The sequence below is a fragment of the Stenotrophomonas sp. C3(2023) genome, assembly GCF_032911385.1.
Classification (GTDB): domain Bacteria; phylum Pseudomonadota; class Gammaproteobacteria; order Xanthomonadales; family Xanthomonadaceae; genus Stenotrophomonas.
In genome coordinates, this window is sequence record NZ_JAWJLO010000001.1 from 2,795,652 (window position 1) to 2,813,253 (window position 17,602).

The 17,602-nt window shown below is 67.6% G+C and carries 19 protein-coding genes; 13 read left to right on the forward strand and 6 right to left on the reverse strand.

The genetic code is table 11. The annotated features are described in order from the left end of the window. Positions 1 to 71: 71 nt before the first annotated feature. Complete coding sequence (gene pip, locus RZA67_RS12510) at positions 72 to 1,013, reverse strand: prolyl aminopeptidase (protein ID WP_317213052.1); 942 nt, start codon at positions 1,011 to 1,013, stop codon at positions 72 to 74. 48 nt (positions 1,014 to 1,061) lie between these two features. Beyond that, entirely contained in the window at positions 1,062 to 1,919 is an 858-nt protein-coding gene (gene prmC / locus RZA67_RS12515) for a peptide chain release factor N(5)-glutamine methyltransferase (protein WP_317213053.1), read from the reverse strand. A 301-nt stretch (positions 1,920 to 2,220) separates the two neighbouring features. Here prmC and ahpC point away from each other — a divergent pair, with 301 nt between their 5' ends. The 5 genes from ahpC (at position 2,221) to RZA67_RS12540 (ending at position 7,190) form a co-directional block, all read left to right on the forward strand. After that, positions 2,221 to 2,784 carry an alkyl hydroperoxide reductase subunit C gene (gene ahpC / locus RZA67_RS12520; protein WP_317213054.1) on the forward strand — a complete coding sequence of 188 codons (564 nt, stop codon included), beginning with the start codon at positions 2,221 to 2,223 and terminating at the stop codon, positions 2,782 to 2,784. A 187-nt stretch (positions 2,785 to 2,971) separates the two neighbouring features. Continuing rightward, complete coding sequence (gene ahpF / locus RZA67_RS12525; protein ID WP_317213055.1) at positions 2,972 to 4,567, forward strand: alkyl hydroperoxide reductase subunit F; 1,596 nt, start codon at positions 2,972 to 2,974, stop codon at positions 4,565 to 4,567. 89 nt (positions 4,568 to 4,656) lie between these two features. Next, entirely contained in the window at positions 4,657 to 5,625 is a 969-nt protein-coding gene (locus RZA67_RS12530) for a LysR substrate-binding domain-containing protein (protein WP_317213056.1), read from the forward strand. A gap of 134 nt (positions 5,626 to 5,759) precedes the next feature. Beyond that, positions 5,760 to 6,164, forward strand: a complete 405-nt coding sequence (rnk, locus tag RZA67_RS12535; protein WP_317213057.1) for a nucleoside diphosphate kinase regulator — start codon at positions 5,760 to 5,762, stop codon at positions 6,162 to 6,164. A 66-nt stretch (positions 6,165 to 6,230) separates the two neighbouring features. Next, positions 6,231 to 7,190 carry a transaldolase gene (locus RZA67_RS12540; RefSeq protein ID WP_317213058.1) on the forward strand — a complete coding sequence of 320 codons (960 nt, stop codon included), beginning with the start codon at positions 6,231 to 6,233 and terminating at the stop codon, positions 7,188 to 7,190. A gap of 143 nt (positions 7,191 to 7,333) precedes the next feature. Here RZA67_RS12540 and msrA read toward each other — a convergent pair whose 3' ends face one another. Further along, positions 7,334 to 7,987, reverse strand: coding sequence for a peptide-methionine (S)-S-oxide reductase MsrA (msrA, locus tag RZA67_RS12545; protein WP_317214011.1), 654 nt, complete (start codon positions 7,985 to 7,987; stop codon positions 7,334 to 7,336). A gap of 29 nt (positions 7,988 to 8,016) precedes the next feature. Beyond that, positions 8,017 to 8,280, reverse strand: coding sequence for a DUF2007 domain-containing protein (locus RZA67_RS12550; RefSeq protein ID WP_317213059.1), 264 nt, complete (start codon positions 8,278 to 8,280; stop codon positions 8,017 to 8,019). A 143-nt stretch (positions 8,281 to 8,423) separates the two neighbouring features. On the opposite strand from RZA67_RS12550, the gene RZA67_RS12555 reads away from it, so the two are divergent. The 5 genes from RZA67_RS12555 to RZA67_RS12575 all read left to right on the forward strand — a co-directional run bounded on the left by RZA67_RS12555 (position 8,424) and on the right by RZA67_RS12575 (position 12,901). Then, positions 8,424 to 10,172: a glutamine--tRNA ligase/YqeY domain fusion protein gene (locus tag RZA67_RS12555; RefSeq protein ID WP_317213060.1), complete on the forward strand. Its 1,749-nt coding sequence runs from the start codon at positions 8,424 to 8,426 to the stop codon at positions 10,170 to 10,172. 122 nt (positions 10,173 to 10,294) lie between these two features. Then, positions 10,295 to 10,855 carry a nucleoside deaminase gene (locus RZA67_RS12560; RefSeq protein ID WP_317213061.1) on the forward strand — a complete coding sequence of 187 codons (561 nt, stop codon included), beginning with the start codon at positions 10,295 to 10,297 and terminating at the stop codon, positions 10,853 to 10,855. Then, positions 10,839 to 11,906 carry a 23S rRNA (cytidine(2498)-2'-O)-methyltransferase RlmM gene (gene rlmM / locus RZA67_RS12565; protein ID WP_317213063.1) on the forward strand — a complete coding sequence of 356 codons (1,068 nt, stop codon included), beginning with the start codon at positions 10,839 to 10,841 and terminating at the stop codon, positions 11,904 to 11,906. The genes RZA67_RS12560 and rlmM overlap by 17 nt, the downstream gene beginning before the upstream one ends. A 59-nt stretch (positions 11,907 to 11,965) precedes the next feature. Continuing rightward, a complete protein-coding gene (locus tag RZA67_RS12570; protein ID WP_317213064.1) occupies positions 11,966 to 12,370 on the forward strand; it encodes an EF-hand domain-containing protein in 405 nt (134 codons plus the stop codon). A gap of 267 nt (positions 12,371 to 12,637) precedes the next feature. Beyond that, the gene (locus tag RZA67_RS12575) at positions 12,638 to 12,901 is read left to right on the forward strand and encodes a hypothetical protein (protein WP_317213065.1); all 264 of its coding nucleotides are present in this window, start codon (positions 12,638 to 12,640) and stop codon (positions 12,899 to 12,901) included. A 28-nt stretch (positions 12,902 to 12,929) separates the two neighbouring features. Here RZA67_RS12575 and RZA67_RS12580 read toward each other — a convergent pair whose 3' ends face one another. Next, positions 12,930 to 14,114 carry a UbiH/UbiF family hydroxylase gene (locus RZA67_RS12580; protein ID WP_317213066.1) on the reverse strand — a complete coding sequence of 395 codons (1,185 nt, stop codon included), beginning with the start codon at positions 14,112 to 14,114 and terminating at the stop codon, positions 12,930 to 12,932. Continuing rightward, on the reverse strand, positions 14,111 to 15,316 hold the full coding sequence (ubiH, locus tag RZA67_RS12585; RefSeq protein WP_317213067.1) for a 2-octaprenyl-6-methoxyphenyl hydroxylase: 1,206 nt from the start codon (positions 15,314 to 15,316) through the stop codon (positions 14,111 to 14,113). The genes RZA67_RS12580 and ubiH overlap by 4 nt, the downstream gene beginning before the upstream one ends. A gap of 99 nt (positions 15,317 to 15,415) precedes the next feature. Here ubiH and RZA67_RS12590 point away from each other — a divergent pair, with 99 nt between their 5' ends. The 3 genes from RZA67_RS12590 to RZA67_RS12600 are packed head-to-tail and all read left to right on the forward strand — an operon-like array spanning position 15,416 to position 17,527. Continuing rightward, positions 15,416 to 16,000, forward strand: coding sequence for a hypothetical protein (locus tag RZA67_RS12590; RefSeq protein WP_317213068.1), 585 nt, complete (start codon positions 15,416 to 15,418; stop codon positions 15,998 to 16,000). A 10-nt stretch (positions 16,001 to 16,010) separates the two neighbouring features. After that, the gene (locus RZA67_RS12595; protein WP_317213069.1) at positions 16,011 to 16,565 is read left to right on the forward strand and encodes a cob(I)yrinic acid a,c-diamide adenosyltransferase; all 555 of its coding nucleotides are present in this window, start codon (positions 16,011 to 16,013) and stop codon (positions 16,563 to 16,565) included. Positions 16,566 to 16,588: 23 nt separating this feature from the next. Then, complete coding sequence (locus RZA67_RS12600; protein WP_317213070.1) at positions 16,589 to 17,527, forward strand: histone deacetylase family protein; 939 nt, start codon at positions 16,589 to 16,591, stop codon at positions 17,525 to 17,527. Positions 17,528 to 17,602 lie beyond the last annotated feature (75 nt).

The window sequence follows — 17,602 nt, forward strand, 5'->3', positions numbered from 1 at the left end:
CCGGCAAAATGCCGCCGCGCTTTGCGCGGTGAGCCGACCATGGGTCGGCTCTACCCTGCATATGCCGGTGCTCAGGCGAAGCTGTCGGTGGCGCGCACCAGCGCGTCGATGTTCTGTGCTTCGAATGCGGAGTGGCCCGAGGCCGGGGTGATCTCCAGCGTGGCGCGCGGCCAGACCTTGGCCAGGTCCCAGGCATTGGCCAGCGGGCACACCACATCATAGCGCCCGTGCACGATCACACCGGGAATGTCGGCAATCCTGTGCGCGTCACGCAGCAGCTGGTCTTCAACCTCGAAGAAACCGCCGTTGACGAAGTAGTGGTTCTCGATGCGGGCGAAGGCCAGCGCGAAGTGCGGGTCTTCGTGGCTGTTGATGAAGTCATCGTCCACGTGCAGGAAGCTGGTGGCGCCTTCCCACACGCTCCATGCCTTGGCTGCGGCCAACCGGGTGGCCTCGTCCTCGCTGGTCAGGCGGCGATGGAAGGCGGAGATCAGGTCATGCCGTTCCACCAGCGGAATCGGCTGGAGGTAGTGTTCCCAGGCATCCGGGAACAGGCGGTTGGCACCTTCCTGGTAGAACCATTCCAGCTCCCACCGACGCAGCATGAAGATGCCGCGCAACACCAGCTCGGTCACCCGCTGCGGATGGGTCTGTGCGTAGGCCAGCGCCAGCGTGGAGCCCCAGCTGCCACCGAACACCTGCCAGCGCTCGACGCCCAGGTGGGTGCGCAGCTTCTCGATGTCTTCAACCAGGTCCCACGTGGTGTTGTCCACCAGGTCGGCGTGCGGGGTGGAACGACCGGCGCCGCGCTGGTCGAACAGGATGATGCGGTACCTGGCCGGGTCGTGGAACTGGCGCATCTTGTCGCTGCACCCGCCACCGGGACCGCCGTGCAGCATCACCACCGGCTTGCCCTCGGGGTTGCCGCACTGTTCGAAGTACAGGGTGTGGCGGTCATCGACCTTCAGGGTGCCCTGTTCGTACGGGGCGATCTCGGGGTACAGCGTGCGCATGCGTGCGGCTCCATGGTGGTGCCCTGCCTCGGCAGGAGAACCCCCATTCTAGGCCGCGCGGCGCCCCAGCGTGACCCGGTCACGCTGCTCCAGATCCTGTTCGGTGCGCACGTCCTGCAGGCCGGCATGCTCAAGCAGTGCGCGGATGGCCGCGCCCTGGTCCCAACCGTGTTCAAGCAGCAGCCAGCCCCCCGGCTGCAGATGCGGCAGCGCGCCTGCAGCGATCAGGCGGATGTCATCGAGTCCATCAAGTCCGGAGGCCAACGCGGTCGGCGGCTCGAAGCGCAGGTCGCCCGCGTGCAGATGGGGATCGACGCTGGCGATGTAGGGCGGATTGCTGGCAATCAGTGCGAACTGTCGGCCCTGCAGGGGGGCGAACCAGTCGCTGCTGCCCAGCGCGAAGCGCACGTTGCCGAGCTGGTGACGCTGCGCATTGGCCCGCGCCATAGCCAGCGCACCGGCGCTGGCGTCGGTGGCCAGCACCTCCGCCTGCGGCCGTTCGCTGGCCAGGGCCAGTGCGATGGCGCCGCTGCCGGTGCCGAGGTCGGCTACCGTCAGCGGCTGGTCCGGCGGCAGGCGCTGCAAGGCCAGCTCGACCAGCAGCTCGGTTTCCGGGCGCGGTATCAGCGTGGTGCTGTCCACCTGCAGATCCAGTGTCCAGAACCCACGGTGGCCGGTCAGATAGGCTACTGGCTCCCCGGCCAGCCGCCGTGCCAGCAGTGACGCGAATGCCTGTTGCTGGGCCGGCGCAACGACGTCGGTGGCATGGCTGAACAGCCAGCTGCGCGGACGTTGCACCACGTGCAGCAGCAGCAGCTCAGCGTCGAAGCGGGCCATCTCGCCGCCCAGCTGCCGGGCAGCATCGGCGAGCAGGTGGCGGACGTCGGGATCGGATGCGGCGCTCATCGGAAGGCCTGGATGCGGGGGCCGCAGCTTACCGCTGCAGCGGCGGCGCGCTGCACCCTTGGCGCGACGCAATCCGCCTACAGATATAGGAATGCTATCGACCGGCTCAGCGCGCCTTACCGCAAGTCACTGATTCTGTTGGCTCTTCGACCGCAGCCATGAACAGTTAATCCATCAGACCATGGATTTTGATAGCCTCTATCTATCGAAGTTATGCAATCAATGGATTGTTCTTATCTCGGCAAGGTCTGTAACCTAGCTCCTGTCGATTCACCCACTCCCCCAGCCCAGAGGAAAACAGATGTCGCTCATCAACACCAAGGTCCAGCCGTTCGAAGCCAATGCGTTCCACAACGGCGAATTCATCAAGGTTTCCGATGCCAGCCTGAAGGGCCAGTGGTCCGTGCTGATCTTCATGCCGGCTGCCTTCACCTTCAACTGCCCGACCGAGATCGAAGACGCGGCCGATCATTACGCCGAGTTCAAGAAGGCCGGTGCCGAGGTCTACATCGTCACCACCGATACGCACTTCTCGCACAAGGTGTGGCACGAAACCTCGCCGGCCGTCGGCAAGGCCCAGTTCCCGCTGGTCGGCGACCCGACCCATCAGCTGACCAACGCCTTCGGCGTGCATATCGCTGAAGAAGGCCTGGCCCTGCGCGGCACCTTCATCATCGACCCGGCCGGCACGATCAAGACCCTGGAGATCCACTCCAACGAGATCGCCCGTGACGTCGCCGAGACCCTGCGCAAGCTGAAGGCTGCCCAGTTCACCGCCGCCAACCCGAACCAGGTCTGCCCGGCCAAGTGGAAGGAAGGCGAGAAGACCCTGACCCCGTCGCTGGACCTGGTTGGCAAAATCTAAGTCGCATCTGCAGGCCGCTGCCCCACGTGGCGGCCCGTCCATCCCCATGCCGGCCTGGCCGGCGTGGGGGTGAACCCAAGGGCGTCGTAGGTGCATTCCGTCCTTGGGTTCACCCCTACCCACCGCTGGTCCGTGATGTCTGATCGCGGTGCCACGCCCCCGTTTTGTCTTGAGCCCGGAGATGACCATGTTGGACGCGAACCTGCAGTCGCAGTTGAAGACCTACCTGGAGCGCGTGACCCGCCCGATCCAGATCACGGCCCGTGCCGACGACGGCGCCAGGTCGCAGGAGATGCTGGAGCTGCTGCAGACCCTTGATGGGCTGTCGCCGATGATCTCGCTGCAGGTGCTGCGCGACGGACAGGGCCGCGTGCCTTCGTTCGACCTGGGCACGCCGGGGCAGGAGATCCATCTGACCTTCGCCGGCCTGCCGATGGGCCACGAGTTCACTTCGCTGGTGCTGGCCCTGCTGCAGGTGGGCGGCCATCCCTCCAAGGCCACCGCCGAGCTGATCGAGCAGGTGCAGAACCTGGAAGGCGACTATCGCTTTGAGACCTATTTCTCGCTGTCCTGCCAGAACTGCCCCGATGTCGTGCAGGCCCTCAACCTGGCCGCCGTACTCAACCCGCGCATCCAGCACGTGGCCATCGACGGCGCCCTGTTCCAGGACGAGGTGGAGCAACGCCAGATCATGTCGGTGCCAACCGTCTATCTCAACGGCGAAGTCTTCGACCAGGGCCGGATGAGCCTGGAGCAGATCGTGGCCAAGCTTGATACCAACGCCGGCAAGCGCGATGCGGAGAAGATCGCGGCCAAGGAAGCGTTTGACGTGCTGGTGGTCGGCGGCGGTCCGGCGGGCGCTGCCGCTGCGATCTACGCCGCGCGCAAGGGCATCCGCACCGGCATCGCCGCTGAGCGTTTCGGTGGCCAGGTGCTGGACACGATGGCCATCGAGAACTTCATCTCGGTACCGGAGACCGAGGGCCCGAAGCTGGCAGCGGCGCTGGAGCAGCATGTGCGCGAGTACGACGTGGACATCATGAACCTGCAGCGCGCCAGCGCCCTGCACCCCGCCGGCGAGGATGGTCTGCTGAAGGTCGAGCTGGAGAATGGTGCGGTGCTCAGGTCACGCTCGGTGATCCTCTCCACCGGTGCCCGCTGGCGCCAGATGAACGTGCCCGGCGAAGACCAGTACCGCAACAAGGGCGTGGCCTACTGCCCGCATTGCGATGGCCCGTTGTTCAAGGGCAAGCGCGTGGCGGTCGTCGGCGGCGGCAACTCGGGCGTGGAGGCAGCCATCGACCTGGCCGGGCTGGTAGCACATGTCACGCTGCTGGAATTCGACACTGCGCTGCGCGCAGACGAAGTGCTGCAGAAGAAACTGCGCAGCCTGCCCAACGTCACCGTGCTCACCAATGCCCAGACCACCGAGGTGCTGGGCGATGGCCAGAAGGTCACCGGCCTGGTCTATAGCGACCGCGTGGGCGGCGATTCTCATCGCGTGGAACTGGAAGGCATCTTCGTTCAGATTGGCTTGCTGCCAAATACGGAATGGTTGCGCGACGTGATCACCCTGTCGCCCCGGGGCGAAATCGTCATCGACGACCGGGGCCAGACCAGTATTCCGGGCGTTTTCGCCGCCGGTGATTGCACTACCGTACCGTACAAGCAGATCATCATTGCCATGGGCGCCGGATCGACTGCCGCACTGAGTGCGTTTGACCACCTGATCCGTTCGTCCATCACTGACAAGAGCAGCGGTGCTGTCGCCCAAGCTGCCTGACAAGGAGCTCCCGCCTACACCGCAGGAGCAGCGTAAGCCAACTGGGTAAGCCACGCCGTCACCCGGTCCGTTACCCATGAGGTCCCAGGATGAACCTACGTGATCTGAAGTACCTGGTGGCGCTAGCCGAACACAGGCACTTTGGCCGCGCCGCAGCCGCCTGTTTCGTTAGCCAGCCCACACTTTCCACACAGATCCGCAAACTGGAGGAAGAGCTCGGCCTGCCCTTGGTGGAGCGCGCTCCGCGCAAGGTCATGCTGACCCCTGCCGGGCAGGATGCCGCTGCCCGGGCCCGGGTGATCGTCGCCGAAGTCGAGCAGATGAAGGAAGCTGCCCGGCGCAGCCGGGACCCGGAAGCGGGAACGGTGAGGCTGGGAATTTTCCCGACGCTCGGCCCTTACCTTCTGCCGCACGTGATTCCGCGCATCCGTGACCGCTTCCCGCAGTTGGAACTGCTGCTGGTGGAGGAGAAAAGCGATGTGCTTCTGAGCCGGCTGCGTGAGGGGAAGTTGGACGCGGCGTTGCTGGCCCTGCCGGTCATCGACGACCAGCTGCATGCCGAGTTCCTGTTCGAAGAGCCGTTTCTGCTGGCGGTGTCGGCCCAACATCCATTGGCACGACGCGCGCGTCTGGATGTACAGGAGCTGTCGGCGCAGCGGCTGCTGCTGCTCGAAGACGGTCATTGCCTGCGTGACCAAGCGCTGGAAGTGTGCCGCCTGTTCGGTGCCAACGAAAAATCGGAGTTCCGGGCGACGAGCCTGGAGACGCTGCGTCAAATGGTCGCTGCCGACGTGGGCATCACGCTGCTGCCCTCGCTGTCGGTGCAACCGCCGGTACCCCGCTCCGACAGCATCCATCTGCTCGATTTCGTCGGCGAAGGCCAGCCCAGCCGACGCATCGCCATGGCGTGGCGCCGCAGCTCGGCGATGAACGGCTTTCTGCTTGAGTTTTCCGAACAGTTCAAACATCTCCCTGCCGGGTTGTTCCAGTTGCGTGCCGCAGCGCCGCCACCGCAGCGTCCTCCCTCCCGCCGCAGCGCGGCTTCCGTGCGGGACTGAGCCAGAGCACAATGTCAGCTGTGGCAGGTCAAGGCCCGGGTCGATTCCCGGGCAGTTTGTCCCCACAATAGGATCAGGCGGCGCCGACAGGCGCCGCCTTTTGCTTGGCCCTCATTCAACAAGGAGCACCACCTGTGACCAGTGCCAGCGGCCTGCCGCCGTCCATCACCGTTTCCACCCTCGACCTCAACAGGCTCGATGCCATCCTCGAGTCGCCGGCATTGAGCCAGACGCCAGCGGCGCTTGCCCTGGCCGATGAACTGAACCGAGCCACCGTGCTCGACCCCAAGGACATGCCGGAAGGCATCGTCATGATGCATTCGCGCGTGGAATGCGAAGATGAGGTCTCTGGCGAGACGCACGTGCTGACCCTGGTCTTCCCCCGCGAAGCCAATGTCGATGAGGGCAAGGTGTCGGTACTGGCGCCTGTCGGCAGTGCCCTGCTGGGCCTGGCCGTCGGCCAGAGCATCGACTGGACCGCCCCGGGTGGTCGCAAGCTGCGCCTGCGGGTGACCGCGGTGCACAACGACCCGGCCTGAGCGACCCTGTATTCCTGGCGCTGCGCGCTCGACCGCGCGCGCCCAGCCTCAACCTCTGGAGCTGCAATGAGCACCACCCCGTCCAAACTCTCCCAGCTGCGCGAACTGTCCGTAGTGGTAGCCGACACCGGCGACTACGAGGCGATCAAACGCCTGCAGCCGGTGGACTGCACGACCAATCCGACCCTGGTGAAGAAGGCGCTGGACCTGCCGGTCTATGCCGAGCTGATCACGCGCGAGCTGGCCTGGGGCCGGCAGCAGGGCGGCGACCGCGAGACCGTGGTAAGCGCTGTTGCCGACCGCCTGACGGTAGGCGTGGGCGCGCTGTTGAGCACCCTGGTGCCGGGACGGGTCTCCACTGAAGTGGACGCCGACCTTTCCGAGGACACCGCCGCCACGGTGGCCAAGGCGCGCCGGTTCGTGCAGATGTATGCCGATGCAGGGGTACCGCGCGAGAAGATCCTGATCAAGATCGCGGCCACCTGGGCCGGTATCGAGGCTGCGCGCGTGCTGCAGGCCGAAGGCATCGACTGCAACCTGACGCTGATCTTCAATCAGACCCAGGCGCTGGCCTGCAGTGAAGCCGGCGCCTTCCTGATTTCGCCATTCGTGGGGCGCATTCTGGACTGGTACGTGGCCAATGGTCAGACCCCGGCCAGCATCGACGAAGATCCTGGCGTGAAATTCGTGCGCGGTGTCTATGCCGAGTTCAAGCGCCGCGGCTCGCCGACCGTGGTGATGGGTGCCTCGTTCCGTTCCACCGCGCAGATCGAGGCGCTGGCCGGCTGTGACCGCCTGACCATTTCGCCGGATCTGCTGGAAAAGCTCGACGCCGACCACGGTGACCTGCCCCGCAGGTTGAGCGCCGGTGCGAGCGAAGCATTCGACGGCGCGCCGATCGATGCTGCACGGTTTGCCAGCGATCTGGCGGCAGACCCGATGGCAACGGAAAAGCTGAGCACCGGCATCGAGTCGTTCACCAAGGACCTCAACGCACTTCGCGACCGGATCCGCGCCGAACTCTGAGGCGGGCGGGCCGGTAGAGCCAACCCGCGGCCGGCGTGCCGCGCAAAGGCGCGGCGGCATTCCGCGCACATCAACAGCGTGACGACCAACGGTCGTCACCTGCCAGAGCAGGGCCGCCCAACAGCGGCGCGGCGCCTGCGCGCTCACACGGCCAGGCCGATCGGGCAGCTCACCCCGGTACCACCGATGCCGCAGTACCCGTTGGGGTTCTTGGCCAGATACTGCTGGTGATAGTCCTCGGCGTAGTAATACGGCGGTGCCGGATGGACGATCTCCGTTGTGATCGGCCCGTAGCCGGCCGCCTTCAACTGCGCCTGGTAGGCGTCCCTGCTGGTCACCGCCAACGCCAACTGCTGCTCGTCGGTGACATGGATCGCCGAACGATACTGCGTACCGGTGTCGTTGCCCTGGCGCATGCCCTGCGTCGGATCGTGGCTTTCCCAGAACACCTTCAGCAGGGTCTCCAGACTCACGACCGCCGGGTCGAACACCACCTGCACGACCTCGGTATGCCCCGTCAGCCCTGAACACACCTCCTCATAGGTCGGATTCGGCGTGATGCCCCCGGCGTAGCCGACCGAGGTGCTGTACACGCCCGGCAGGGTCCAGAACATGCGCTCTGCGCCCCAGAAGCAGCCCATCGCGAATCGCACCTGCTGCAGCCCGGCAAAGCGATCCTTCAGCGGGTGGCTGTTCACGTAATGCTGGTTGCTGTGCAGCGGCAATGGCTGCTCCCGCCCAGGCAGTGCCTCCTCGGCCCGTGGCAGACGCTGCTTGAAGGCACCAATGCCCAGCATGCCCTGTCCAAGTCCCAACATATACGCTCCTATGCCGGCAGACCGGCCATGTCATCTGCATCGGAAATGGGGTCGGACGGGCCCTGGCCCAAGTCAAGTCCGCCCACGATCTGCTCGGCCTGCGTACGCGCTGCATCGGGGATGCCCACGCGCAGCACCCCGAACAGCGGCAACTCGCCCATGCCGCCGAGCAGCTGCTCGCCAAACACGAAGGCCGGAATGCCTGCATCCTCCAACGCGTGCTTGACCAGATGGGCATCAAAGAGATTGTCGGCCTTGTACACGATGTACATCAGCGGGCTCCATGGGACAGGCCTGCAGCATACGCCGGCCGGTGCAACGCCGCCGCAACGCCGCGCCGGTGCGCCCCCCGGCGGCAACCGGCCCCCTTACGCGCTAGACTGGTGGCCTTTCTGCCCTTCTTCTGCGCCGCATCATGTCCGAGCACACCCCCGCCAGTTCCGAGACCCCCGTCGACAGCCACGAAAAGCGCGATTTCATCCGCCAGATCGTGCGCGAGGACCTGGCCAGCGGGAAGCATCAGGCGATCAAGACCCGTTTTCCGCCGGAGCCCAACGGCTACCTGCACATCGGCCACGCCAAGTCGATCTGCCTGAATTTCGGCATTGCCGGCGAGTTCAATGGCGTATGCAACCTGCGCCTTGATGACACCAACCCGGCCAAGGAGGATCCCGAGTACGTGGCCGCCATCCAGGACGACGTGCGCTGGCTGGGCTTCCGCTGGAACGAACTGCGGCATGCCTCGGACTACTTCCAGGCCTATTACCTGGCCGCCGAGAAACTGATCGGCGCCGGCAAGGCCTACGTCTGCGACCTCTCGGCCGAGGAGGTGCGGGCCTACCGTGGCACCCTGACCGAACCGGGCCGTCCCTCCCCTTGGCGCGAGCGCAGCGTCGAGGAAAATCTGGACCTGTTCCGCCGCATGCGCGCCGGTGAGTTCGCCGATGGCACGCGCACGCTGCGTGCGAAGATCGACATGGCCAGCGGCAACATCAACCTGCGCGACCCCGCGCTGTACCGCATCAAGCACGTCGAGCACCAGAACACCGGCAACGCCTGGCCGATCTACCCGATGTACGACTTCGCCCATGCGCTGGGCGATTCGCTGGAAGGCATCACCCACTCGCTGTGCACGCTGGAGTTCGAGGATCATCGCCCGCTCTACGACTGGTGCGTGGACAACGTCGATTTCGCTAACGACCAGGCGCTGACCGCGCCGCTGGTCGAAGCCGGTCTGCCACGCGAGGCCGCCAAACCGCGCCAGATCGAGTTCTCGCGCCTGAACATCAACTACACGGTGATGAGCAAGCGCAAGCTGATGGCGCTGGTCACCGAACAGCTGGTGGACGGCTGGGACGATCCGCGCATGCCGACCCTGCAGGGCCTGCGCCGCCGTGGCTACACGCCGGCGGCAATGCGCCTGTTCGCCGAACGCGTGGGCATCAGCAAGCAGAACTCGATGATCGACTTCAGCGTGCTCGAAGGCGCACTGCGTGAGGACCTGGACAGCGCCGCACCGCGCCGCATGGCCGTGATCGATCCGATCCGGCTGGAATTGACCAACCTGCCCGAAGGCCATGAGGAGCTGCTGAGCTTCAGCAACCACCCCAAGGACGAGCGCTTCGGCAGCCGCCAGGTGCCGTTCGCCCGCGAGCTGTGGATCGAGCGTGAGGACTTTGCCGAGGTGCCGCCCAAGGGCTGGAAGCGCCTGGTGCCCGGTGGTGAAGTCCGCCTGCGTGGCGCCGGCATCATCCGCTGCGACGAGGTGATCAAGGACGCCGACGGCACCGTCACCGGCCTGCGCGGCTGGCTGGACCCCGAGTCGCGCCCCGGCATGGAAGGCGCCAACCGCAAGGTCAAGGGCACCATCCACTGGGTCAGCGCCGTGCATGCGGTGCCGGCCGAAGTTCGCCTGTACGACCGGCTGTTCTCGGTGGCCAACCCGGACGACGAGTCCGAGGGCAGGACCTACCGTGATTACCTCAACCCGGCGTCGCGCCGCGTGGTCACCGGCTATGTTGAACCTGCCGCAGCCTGCGCCGAGCCAGAGCAGGCGTTCCAGTTCGAGCGTACGGGCTATTTCGTTGCCGACCGTCGCGAACACACGCCGGCAAAGCCGGTGTTCAACCGCAGCGTGACCCTGCGCGATACCTGGTCAGCCTGACCCCGCAACACCGCTGCATGACGGCGGTGACTGTACCTGGCGCCACATGACCGCCCCTGTCACCGGGGGCGGGCTACACTGCGCGCCGTTCTTTCCGCAATTCCGATGACGAGGCCCCCGCGATGCTGTATGCGCAAGTCCACCTGACCCTTCCCGCCTGGATCCACGACCAGATCGATCTGGACCGTCGCTATCCGGGCGACGAAGCCAAGGTCGCACTGGCCATCGCGCTCTCGCGCCTGAATGTGGATCATGCCAGCGGCGGGCCGTTCGGCGCCGTGGTGTTCGGCCCGGAAGACAAGGTCATCGCCGCTGCCGTCAATCGCGTGGTGCCGCACACCACCTCGCTGGCGCACGCCGAGAACATGGCCTACATGCTGGCCCAGCAGCGCCTGCAGACCCCGCGCCTGAACGCGGTGCTCTCCCCGGTCACGCTGGCCACCAGCTCACAGCCGTGCTGCCAGTGCTTTGGCGCCACGGTATGGGCCGGCATCGACCGTCTGCTGATCGGCGCCAGCGCCGCCGATGTCGAAGCCCTGACCGAGTTCGACGAGGGCCCGCTGCCGGCCGACTGGGTGGGGGAGCTGAACAAGCGCGGCATCGAGGTGGTGCAGGGACTGCACCGCGAGGACGCGCGCGCGGTGCTGCGCGCTTATGGGGAAGGCAATGGCGCCCGCTACTGAGTCCGGCATCGGCCTGCTGTGTCTATGCCGGCAGGGGTTTGAACCCGAGCTGGCCGGCGAACTGCAGTACCGCGCCGGGCAGGCCGGGGTGGCCGGTTACGCCCGTACCCAGCGCAACGACGGCTACGTGTTGTTCATGTGTGACGAGGCGGCCGCGTTGGCGCCTCGGCTGCCCTGGCGCGAGCTGATCTTCGCGCGGCAGAAACTGCTGGTGCTGGCCGAGCTGCCGCAGCTGGACCCCACCGATCGCATCACCCCCATCGTGCAGGTCCTCGAAGGCCTGCCGCGGTTTGGCGACCTGTGGGTCGAACATCCCGATTCGGACGCCGGCAAGCCGCTGTCCGGGCTGGCACGCGCGTTCGGCAATGCGCTGCGCCCGGCACTGCGCAAAGCCGGCCTGCTCACCGACAAGCCGCAGGCGCGCCTGCCGCGCCTGCATGTGGTCTTCGTCGATGGCACACACGCCTTTGTCTGCATCGCCGACCCGGCCGACAGCGCACCGTGGGCGCTGGGCATTCCGCGGCTGAAGCTGTTGCCCGAAGCACCATCGCGCTCCGCGCTGAAGCTGGACGAGGCCCTGCTGACCCTGCTGGCCGCCGACGAGCGCGAGGCGCTGGTGCGGCCGGGCATGCGCGCGGCCGACCTGGGCGCCGCGCCCGGCGGCTGGACCTGGGTGCTCACCCGCCAGCACATGCAGGTGCTCAGCATCGACAACGGACCGCTGCGCCAGCATGTTCTGGACACCGGGCTGGTCGAGCACCTGCGCGCCGATGGGTTCCACTGGCAGCCGGAGCAGCCGCTGGACTGGATGGTGTGCGACATGGTCGAACAGCCGCGCCGCGTTGCCGAGCGCATGGCCACCTGGTTCCGCGAAGGCTGGTGCCGCCACGCGATCTTCAACCTCAAGCTGCCGATGAAGAAGCGCTGGGAAGAAACCCGCCTGTGCCTGGAGCTGTTCGAGCAGCAGGCCGGCAAGGCGCTGGTGGTACGTGCAAAACAGCTGTACCACGACCGCGAGGAAATCACCGTGCTGGCCTCGCCGCTGCGCTAGCCAGCCTGTCCCACCGACGGCATCATGGCGATCGTCGTCGTTCATGCTGCAGGAATGCCATGCCTCACCTCCGCCACGCCTTGTTTGCTGCCAGCGTGCTGCTGGCGCTTCCCCTGCAGGCGCAGCCTGTGCGGCCGCTGCCCAGCCCCGCGCAGAGCCAGCCGTTGACTGATGACAGCGGCGTGGTAAGGCAGCAGTCGCTGTCCAGCGGCCGGGTCACCGGCAGCGTGGACATCGCAGTGCCACTGGGCCAGACCCCGGTCACCGTGCGCTCGATCAGCCCAACCAGCATCGTCGGTCGGTACCGCGTTGATTTCGATGCGCTGGACATGGACGGCGACGGTTTCATCAGCCAGGAGGAAGCCGCGGCGAACCCGGCGCTGGCCGACGAGTTCCGCTCGCTGGACCGCCAGCGGCGTGGCAAGCTCGACCGCGCTGACCTGGCCGGCTGGCTGATTGACTGAACTGGCCTGCCTTGCCGCCGCTACCGATCGGCGGGGCTGAATCCAGCAACCGCGTATCGCCGCCGCTGAAGGCAGCATTCAGCGGCGTGCCTGCAGCCCCACGCATCTGCAGCTGTCGACATGGCGTGGCCGCCAGGTCGCCGCCGACGCAGGGAGCTGGGCGCGCTGTCGCCGCGTGCACGTCCGCGCCGGAGGCAACGCTGAACCAGCGGACAGGCCACGGCGCGCCCCACGGTACGGTCAAAGCCTGCCCTCGCAGGCCAGGCCATGACCGCCCGCACGTCCCGCACTCACCCACTGGCTGTGCTTGCCATGCTGATGGCCATCGCGGGCTGGACCGTGCTGCCGGTCATCGGCAGCCTGATGGCGTTGCGCTGTGCACAGGCAGCGGCGCGCGCGATCGCGCGCGACCCGGCGTTTGACGACGGCGAGGGATTGCTGGGAGTGGCTGTGCTGCTGGCCTGGGCCGCGCTCATCGCCGGCGCACTGGCGGCAACGGCGCTGGCGGTGTGGACGCTGGCGAGCCGCTGAAACGGCCGCAGCAGGGCAGCGCCCTGCGTCAGGCGACGCCGGCGGCGCGTTTCCAGAAGGCCTGCACCAGCGGCGGCCACTTGCCCACGCACCCCAGCGCGCGACCCCGGGTCAGGGTCAGGTGCATTTCGTCATTGGAGAACAGGCGGTTGATGGCATCGAAGCTGTAGGCGGCCACCTGGGTGTCGCTGCGGCGTTCGCGCGCCCAGCGCTGCAGACGCTGCGGCGACAGGGGCGGCTGACCACGGCGTGAGGCTGCCGGTGCCAGCCAACGCTGCAGGGCTGCGACATCGCGCAGGCCCAGGTTCACGCCCTGCCCGGCCAGCGGATGCACCACGTGCGCCGCATCACCCAGCGCCACCACCCGCCCGGCCACGTAGTGCCGCGCAAGCTGCCGGCGCAGCGGGAAAGCAGCCCGCGCCGAGGCCAGCTGCAGTTCGCCCAGCCGACCGCCGAAGGCGCGGGTCAGCTCGCGCTCGAACACCGCCGCATCCACTTCCAGCATGCGCTGGGCCTGGGTGTCGGGCAGCGTCCAGACAATGGAGCTGCGGCATTCGGCAACGGGCAGCAGCGCCAGCGGCCCACCCGGCAGGAAGCGCTGCCACGCCGTGGCCTGGTTGGGCCGTTCGCTGTCCACGTAGGCCACCACGCCACGCTGCTGGTAATCGTGGGTGTCCACCTCGATGCCAGCCAGGCGCCGCAGCGTCGAATCGGCGCCATCAGCGGCTACCGCGAGCGTCGCTTCGATACGGCGACCGTCATCCAGCCGCAGCCGCACCCCGTCATCGTCCTGCTCAAGCGTTTCCACCCGGGCCGGGCAATGCAGCTGCACGCCGGCGGCTGGCAGCGCGGACCACAGGCGGTCCTGCAGCAGGCTGTTTTCCACGATGAAGCCCAGCTCGCTGCGTCCGAAGCGGTCCGCGTCGAACACCAGATCGTCGCCACCGGCGGCATCCCAGACCTGCATGCGCCGGTACGGCCAGGCGCGCGCGGCAGCGACCTGCGGCCAGACCCCGAGCGACTGCAGCAGCCGTACGTTGTCAGCGGCGAAGGCAAACACCCGCAGGTCCGGGTGCCCGGCCTGCCAGCGCGTCGGCTCGCGACCTTCCACCAGCACTACCTGCAGACCCGCCATGGCGAGCGCAAGCGCGCAGCTGGCGCCGACCACGCCGCCGCCCACCACCACCACATCCGAGCGTGCGCGGCGGTTCATGCCGCCACTCCACGGCACAGCCGTGGCACATCGCCGCGGAAGCCCATCGCCCCGCCCACCAGCAGTGACTGCACCGCCGGTGCCTGCGTGGCCAGCAGGCCCAGGCTGCGCAGTGGCCGCAGCAACGGCGCCGCGTTGCTGGTCAGCCGTGCCAGCCCACCGGAGAACGCGATGGTCTGCCGACGGTCTTCGGCACGCCGCTGCACATAGGCCTGCAGCAGCGCATCGGCGCCGGCATCACCGGCCGGTTCGAGCAGTTCGGCCAGGGTCAGCGCGTCGCGCAGGCCAAGGTTGAAACCCTGTGCGCCCAGCGGATGAATGGTCTGCGCGGCATTGCCGAGCAGCACGGCGCGTTGGCCGACCACGTCCTGGGCCAGCACCTGGCGCAGCGGGTAGGCACTGCGCGGCCCGGAGCCGAGCAGACGACCGGCACGCCAGCCGATCGCCTGCTGCAGGCGCTGCAGCCATGCCGCATCGTCCAGTGCGAGCACGGCCTCGGCCTGATCACCCGGCACGCCATGGACCACACCGTAATGTCGGTCCCCGCGCGGCAGCAGCGCCGTGGGGCCATTGTCAGTGAACCGTTCCCAGGCCGTGCCATCGGGCGCACGCTGGCTGCGCAGCCGGGCCACCAGCAGGGTCTGCTGGAAATCATGGGTGTCCACCGCGATACCCAGCGCCTGGCGTACGCCACTGCGGGTGCCGTCAGCGCCGACCACCAGCCGCGCCTGCAGCGTGCGCTCGCCATCGGCATCGGCCACCCGCACCTGGCGGTAGCCGTCCACGACCTCGCCCAGGCCGACAAACCGCATCGGCCGGTAGCGCCGCACCACCGGCAGCTCCTGCAGCCTCGCCTCCAATGCATTGCCGAAATCGCGCGCCACCACCACCTGCCCGAAATACGGGCGGTCATAATCGGCGGCGGCCAGCTGCACCCGGCCGAAATCTCCGGCGCGGCTGACATGGATGCGGGTGATCGGCCCGGGCGGTGATACGAGCTTCTGCATGACCCCCAGCGCAGTCAGTGCATTGACCGTGGCTGCGGCAAAGCTCAGGTTGCGCTGGTCGAACACCGCCGGCAGGCTGTCGCCCGCGGTGGCCTCCAGCAGCGCGACATCGCGGCCGTGGCCATGCAGGGCAATGGCCAGGCTGGCGCCAACCAGGCCGCCGCCGACGATCAGGACATCATGACGTTCACTCATGCGCGCCATGATACTCCCTGCCCCAGGCGGCCTGCGTCGCAACGCCGCAGTCAGCCGTCTAGAATGGTCCACGTCCTTCCACTGTGACCCGCCACGCTGATGACCACCCGAACCCACAATCTGCTGGTGTTGGCCCTGCTGGCATTGGTGATGGCTGCCACCCGCATCCACCATTTCAATGCCGTGCCGGACGCCTCGTGGGCATTGTTCTTCATCGGCGGCTTCTACCTGCGAAGCTGGACACGGCTCGCCTTCCCCCTGCTGATGGGCTTGGCGGTGGTGCTGGACTGGCTGGTGATCAGCCGCAGCGGCCTGGATTTCTGGCAGCACTACTGCGTCTCGCCGGGCTACTGGATGCTGCTGCCGGCACACTTCGCGATGTGGGCTGGCGGCATGTTGGTGGCCCAGGGCTATGAAGGAGCCCGCTGGTCCACCCTGGCACGCGGCAGCGTGCTGCTGGTGGCCGCCACTGCCGTGTGCCACCTGTTCGCGCAGGGTGGCTTCTACTGGGCCAGCCACAGCGTGCCCGCACCGACGCTGGCCGGCTGGTGGAAGAACTACAGCGACTGGTTCGGCCCCTACCTCGGCGTCACCGCCCTGTACGTGGGCCTTGCCGCAGCGCTGCAGCTGGCCAGCGAACAGGCCCGCAAGCTGGCGCAGGCGCGCCGCGACCTGCAGCGCTGAGGCCTCGACGATGGGCAACCGCTTGTCGCGCATCTACACCCGCACCGGCGACGACGGCAGCACGGGGCTGGGTGACGGCAGCCGGGTCGACAAGGATGACGTGCGTGTTGACGCCTTCGGCACAGTCGACGAAGCCAACTCGGCCCTTGGCGTGCTGCTGGCAGTGGCCCTGCCTGATGACATCCGCGCCCTGCTGACCACGGTGCAGCATCAGCTGTTCGACCTCGGCGGTGAACTGTGCATTCCCGGCCATGCCGCCATCACCGAGGCCGACGTGCTGGCGCTGGAGCAGCAGCTGGACCACTACAACGCCGATCTGCCTGCGCTGCGGGAGTTCATCCTGCCCGCCGGGGGCGAAGCGGCCGCGCGCTGCCATCTGGCCCGTGCCATCGTGCGTCGCGCCGAGCGCTGCACGGTACGACTGGCGCGCCAGCAAGCGGTTCGCGCGCCGGCCCTGCAGTACCTCAACCGGCTGTCAGACCTGCTGTTCGTGCTGGCCCGCGTGCTCGCCCGAGCCGATGGCCACGGCGAAGTGTTCTGGCAGCATGCCCGGCGCCACCGCTGACGCCCTACCGGACGCCCTGCCCCATGCTGGCCTATACCCATCCCTCCTGCCTGCTGCATGATCCCGGCCCCGATCACCCCGAGAGCCCGCAGCGGCTGCAGGTCGTGCTCGATGCGCTGCACGCGCGGTTCCCCGGCCAGCTGCAGTGGCGCCCGGCCCCACCGGCCAAGCTGGGCGACCTGGCGCGGGTGCACGAGACCGAGCTGATCGATCTGGTGCTGCAGGCGCAGACGGCCCCGCTGCGGCAGCTGGACATGGACACCCGGACCTCACCCGGCTCGGCCAGCGCCGCCTTGCATGCGGCAGGGGCCGGCATTGCCGCAGTCGATGCGGTGATGCTGGGCGACGATCCACTGGCCTTCTGCGCGGTGCGCCCGCCCGGCCACCATGCCACCGTCACCAGCGCGATGGGCTTCTGCCTGCTCAACAATGTGGCCGTGGCCGCCGCCCATGCGCGCGACCGCCATGGCCTTGAACGGATCGCCGTGGTCGACTTCGACGTCCACCACGGCAATGGCACCCAGGACATCTTCCAGCACGACCCGCGGGTGGCCTACTACAGCACCCACCAGGCCGGGCTGTTCCCCAACTCCGGCCTGCGCCGTGACCGCGGCGCGGGCAACCTGCTCAACATCCTGCTGCCGCCGGGCAGCGACGGGCTGCGCTTCCGCAACGTCTGGGCCGACGAGATGCTGCCGGCCATCGATGACTTCCGGCCACAGCTGGTGCTGGTCTCGGCCGGCTTCGATGGCCACCTGCGTGATCCGCAGGCCGACCTGATGCTGGAGGCCGACGACTTCGCCTGGCTGACCGCGCAGCTGCACCAGCTGGCGCGGCGGCATGCGCAGGGCCGGCTGGTCTCCACCCTGGAGGGCGGCTACGACCTGCAGGCGCTGGCCGAGTGCAGCGTGGCCCACGTTGGTGCCCTGCTTGAGGATGCGCCCGTTACCCCCGGCGGATGAACCCAAGCCGCGACCTGTCGGCGACCTTCATTGCCCCTATGCAAGGGATGGGGCAAGCTACCGTCCGTTTTCGCC

Excerpts from the sequence above, each read along its gene's own strand:
- RZA67_RS12590 (WP_317213068.1), top strand. The coding sequence starts at position 15,416 with ATGACCACCCGAACCCACAATCTGCTGGTGTTGGCCCTGCTGGCATTG.
- RZA67_RS12540 (WP_317213058.1), top strand. The coding sequence starts at position 6,231 with ATGAGCACCACCCCGTCCAAACTCTCCCAGCTGCGCGAACTGTCCGTA.
- RZA67_RS12570 (WP_317213064.1), top strand. The coding sequence starts at position 11,966 with ATGCCTCACCTCCGCCACGCCTTGTTTGCTGCCAGCGTGCTGCTGGCG.
- ahpC (WP_317213054.1), top strand. The coding sequence starts at position 2,221 with ATGTCGCTCATCAACACCAAGGTCCAGCCGTTCGAAGCCAATGCGTTC.
- RZA67_RS12575 (WP_317213065.1), top strand. The coding sequence starts at position 12,638 with ATGACCGCCCGCACGTCCCGCACTCACCCACTGGCTGTGCTTGCCATG.
- RZA67_RS12580 (WP_317213066.1), bottom strand. The coding sequence starts at position 14,114 with ATGAACCGCCGCGCACGCTCGGATGTGGTGGTGGTGGGCGGCGGCGTG.
- prmC (WP_317213053.1), bottom strand. The coding sequence starts at position 1,919 with ATGAGCGCCGCATCCGATCCCGACGTCCGCCACCTGCTCGCCGATGCT.
- RZA67_RS12595 (WP_317213069.1), top strand. The coding sequence starts at position 16,011 with ATGGGCAACCGCTTGTCGCGCATCTACACCCGCACCGGCGACGACGGC.
- RZA67_RS12530 (WP_317213056.1), top strand. The coding sequence starts at position 4,657 with ATGAACCTACGTGATCTGAAGTACCTGGTGGCGCTAGCCGAACACAGG.
- msrA (WP_317214011.1), bottom strand. The coding sequence starts at position 7,987 with ATGCTGGGCATTGGTGCCTTCAAGCAGCGTCTGCCACGGGCCGAGGAG.
- pip (WP_317213052.1), bottom strand. The coding sequence starts at position 1,013 with ATGCGCACGCTGTACCCCGAGATCGCCCCGTACGAACAGGGCACCCTG.
- RZA67_RS12600 (WP_317213070.1), top strand. The coding sequence starts at position 16,589 with ATGCTGGCCTATACCCATCCCTCCTGCCTGCTGCATGATCCCGGCCCC.
- RZA67_RS12550 (WP_317213059.1), bottom strand. The coding sequence starts at position 8,280 with ATGTACATCGTGTACAAGGCCGACAATCTCTTTGATGCCCATCTGGTC.
- ubiH (WP_317213067.1), bottom strand. The coding sequence starts at position 15,316 with ATGAGTGAACGTCATGATGTCCTGATCGTCGGCGGCGGCCTGGTTGGC.
- RZA67_RS12555 (WP_317213060.1), top strand. The coding sequence starts at position 8,424 with ATGTCCGAGCACACCCCCGCCAGTTCCGAGACCCCCGTCGACAGCCAC.
- RZA67_RS12560 (WP_317213061.1), top strand. The coding sequence starts at position 10,295 with ATGCTGTATGCGCAAGTCCACCTGACCCTTCCCGCCTGGATCCACGAC.
- rlmM (WP_317213063.1), top strand. The coding sequence starts at position 10,839 with ATGGCGCCCGCTACTGAGTCCGGCATCGGCCTGCTGTGTCTATGCCGG.
- ahpF (WP_317213055.1), top strand. The coding sequence starts at position 2,972 with ATGTTGGACGCGAACCTGCAGTCGCAGTTGAAGACCTACCTGGAGCGC.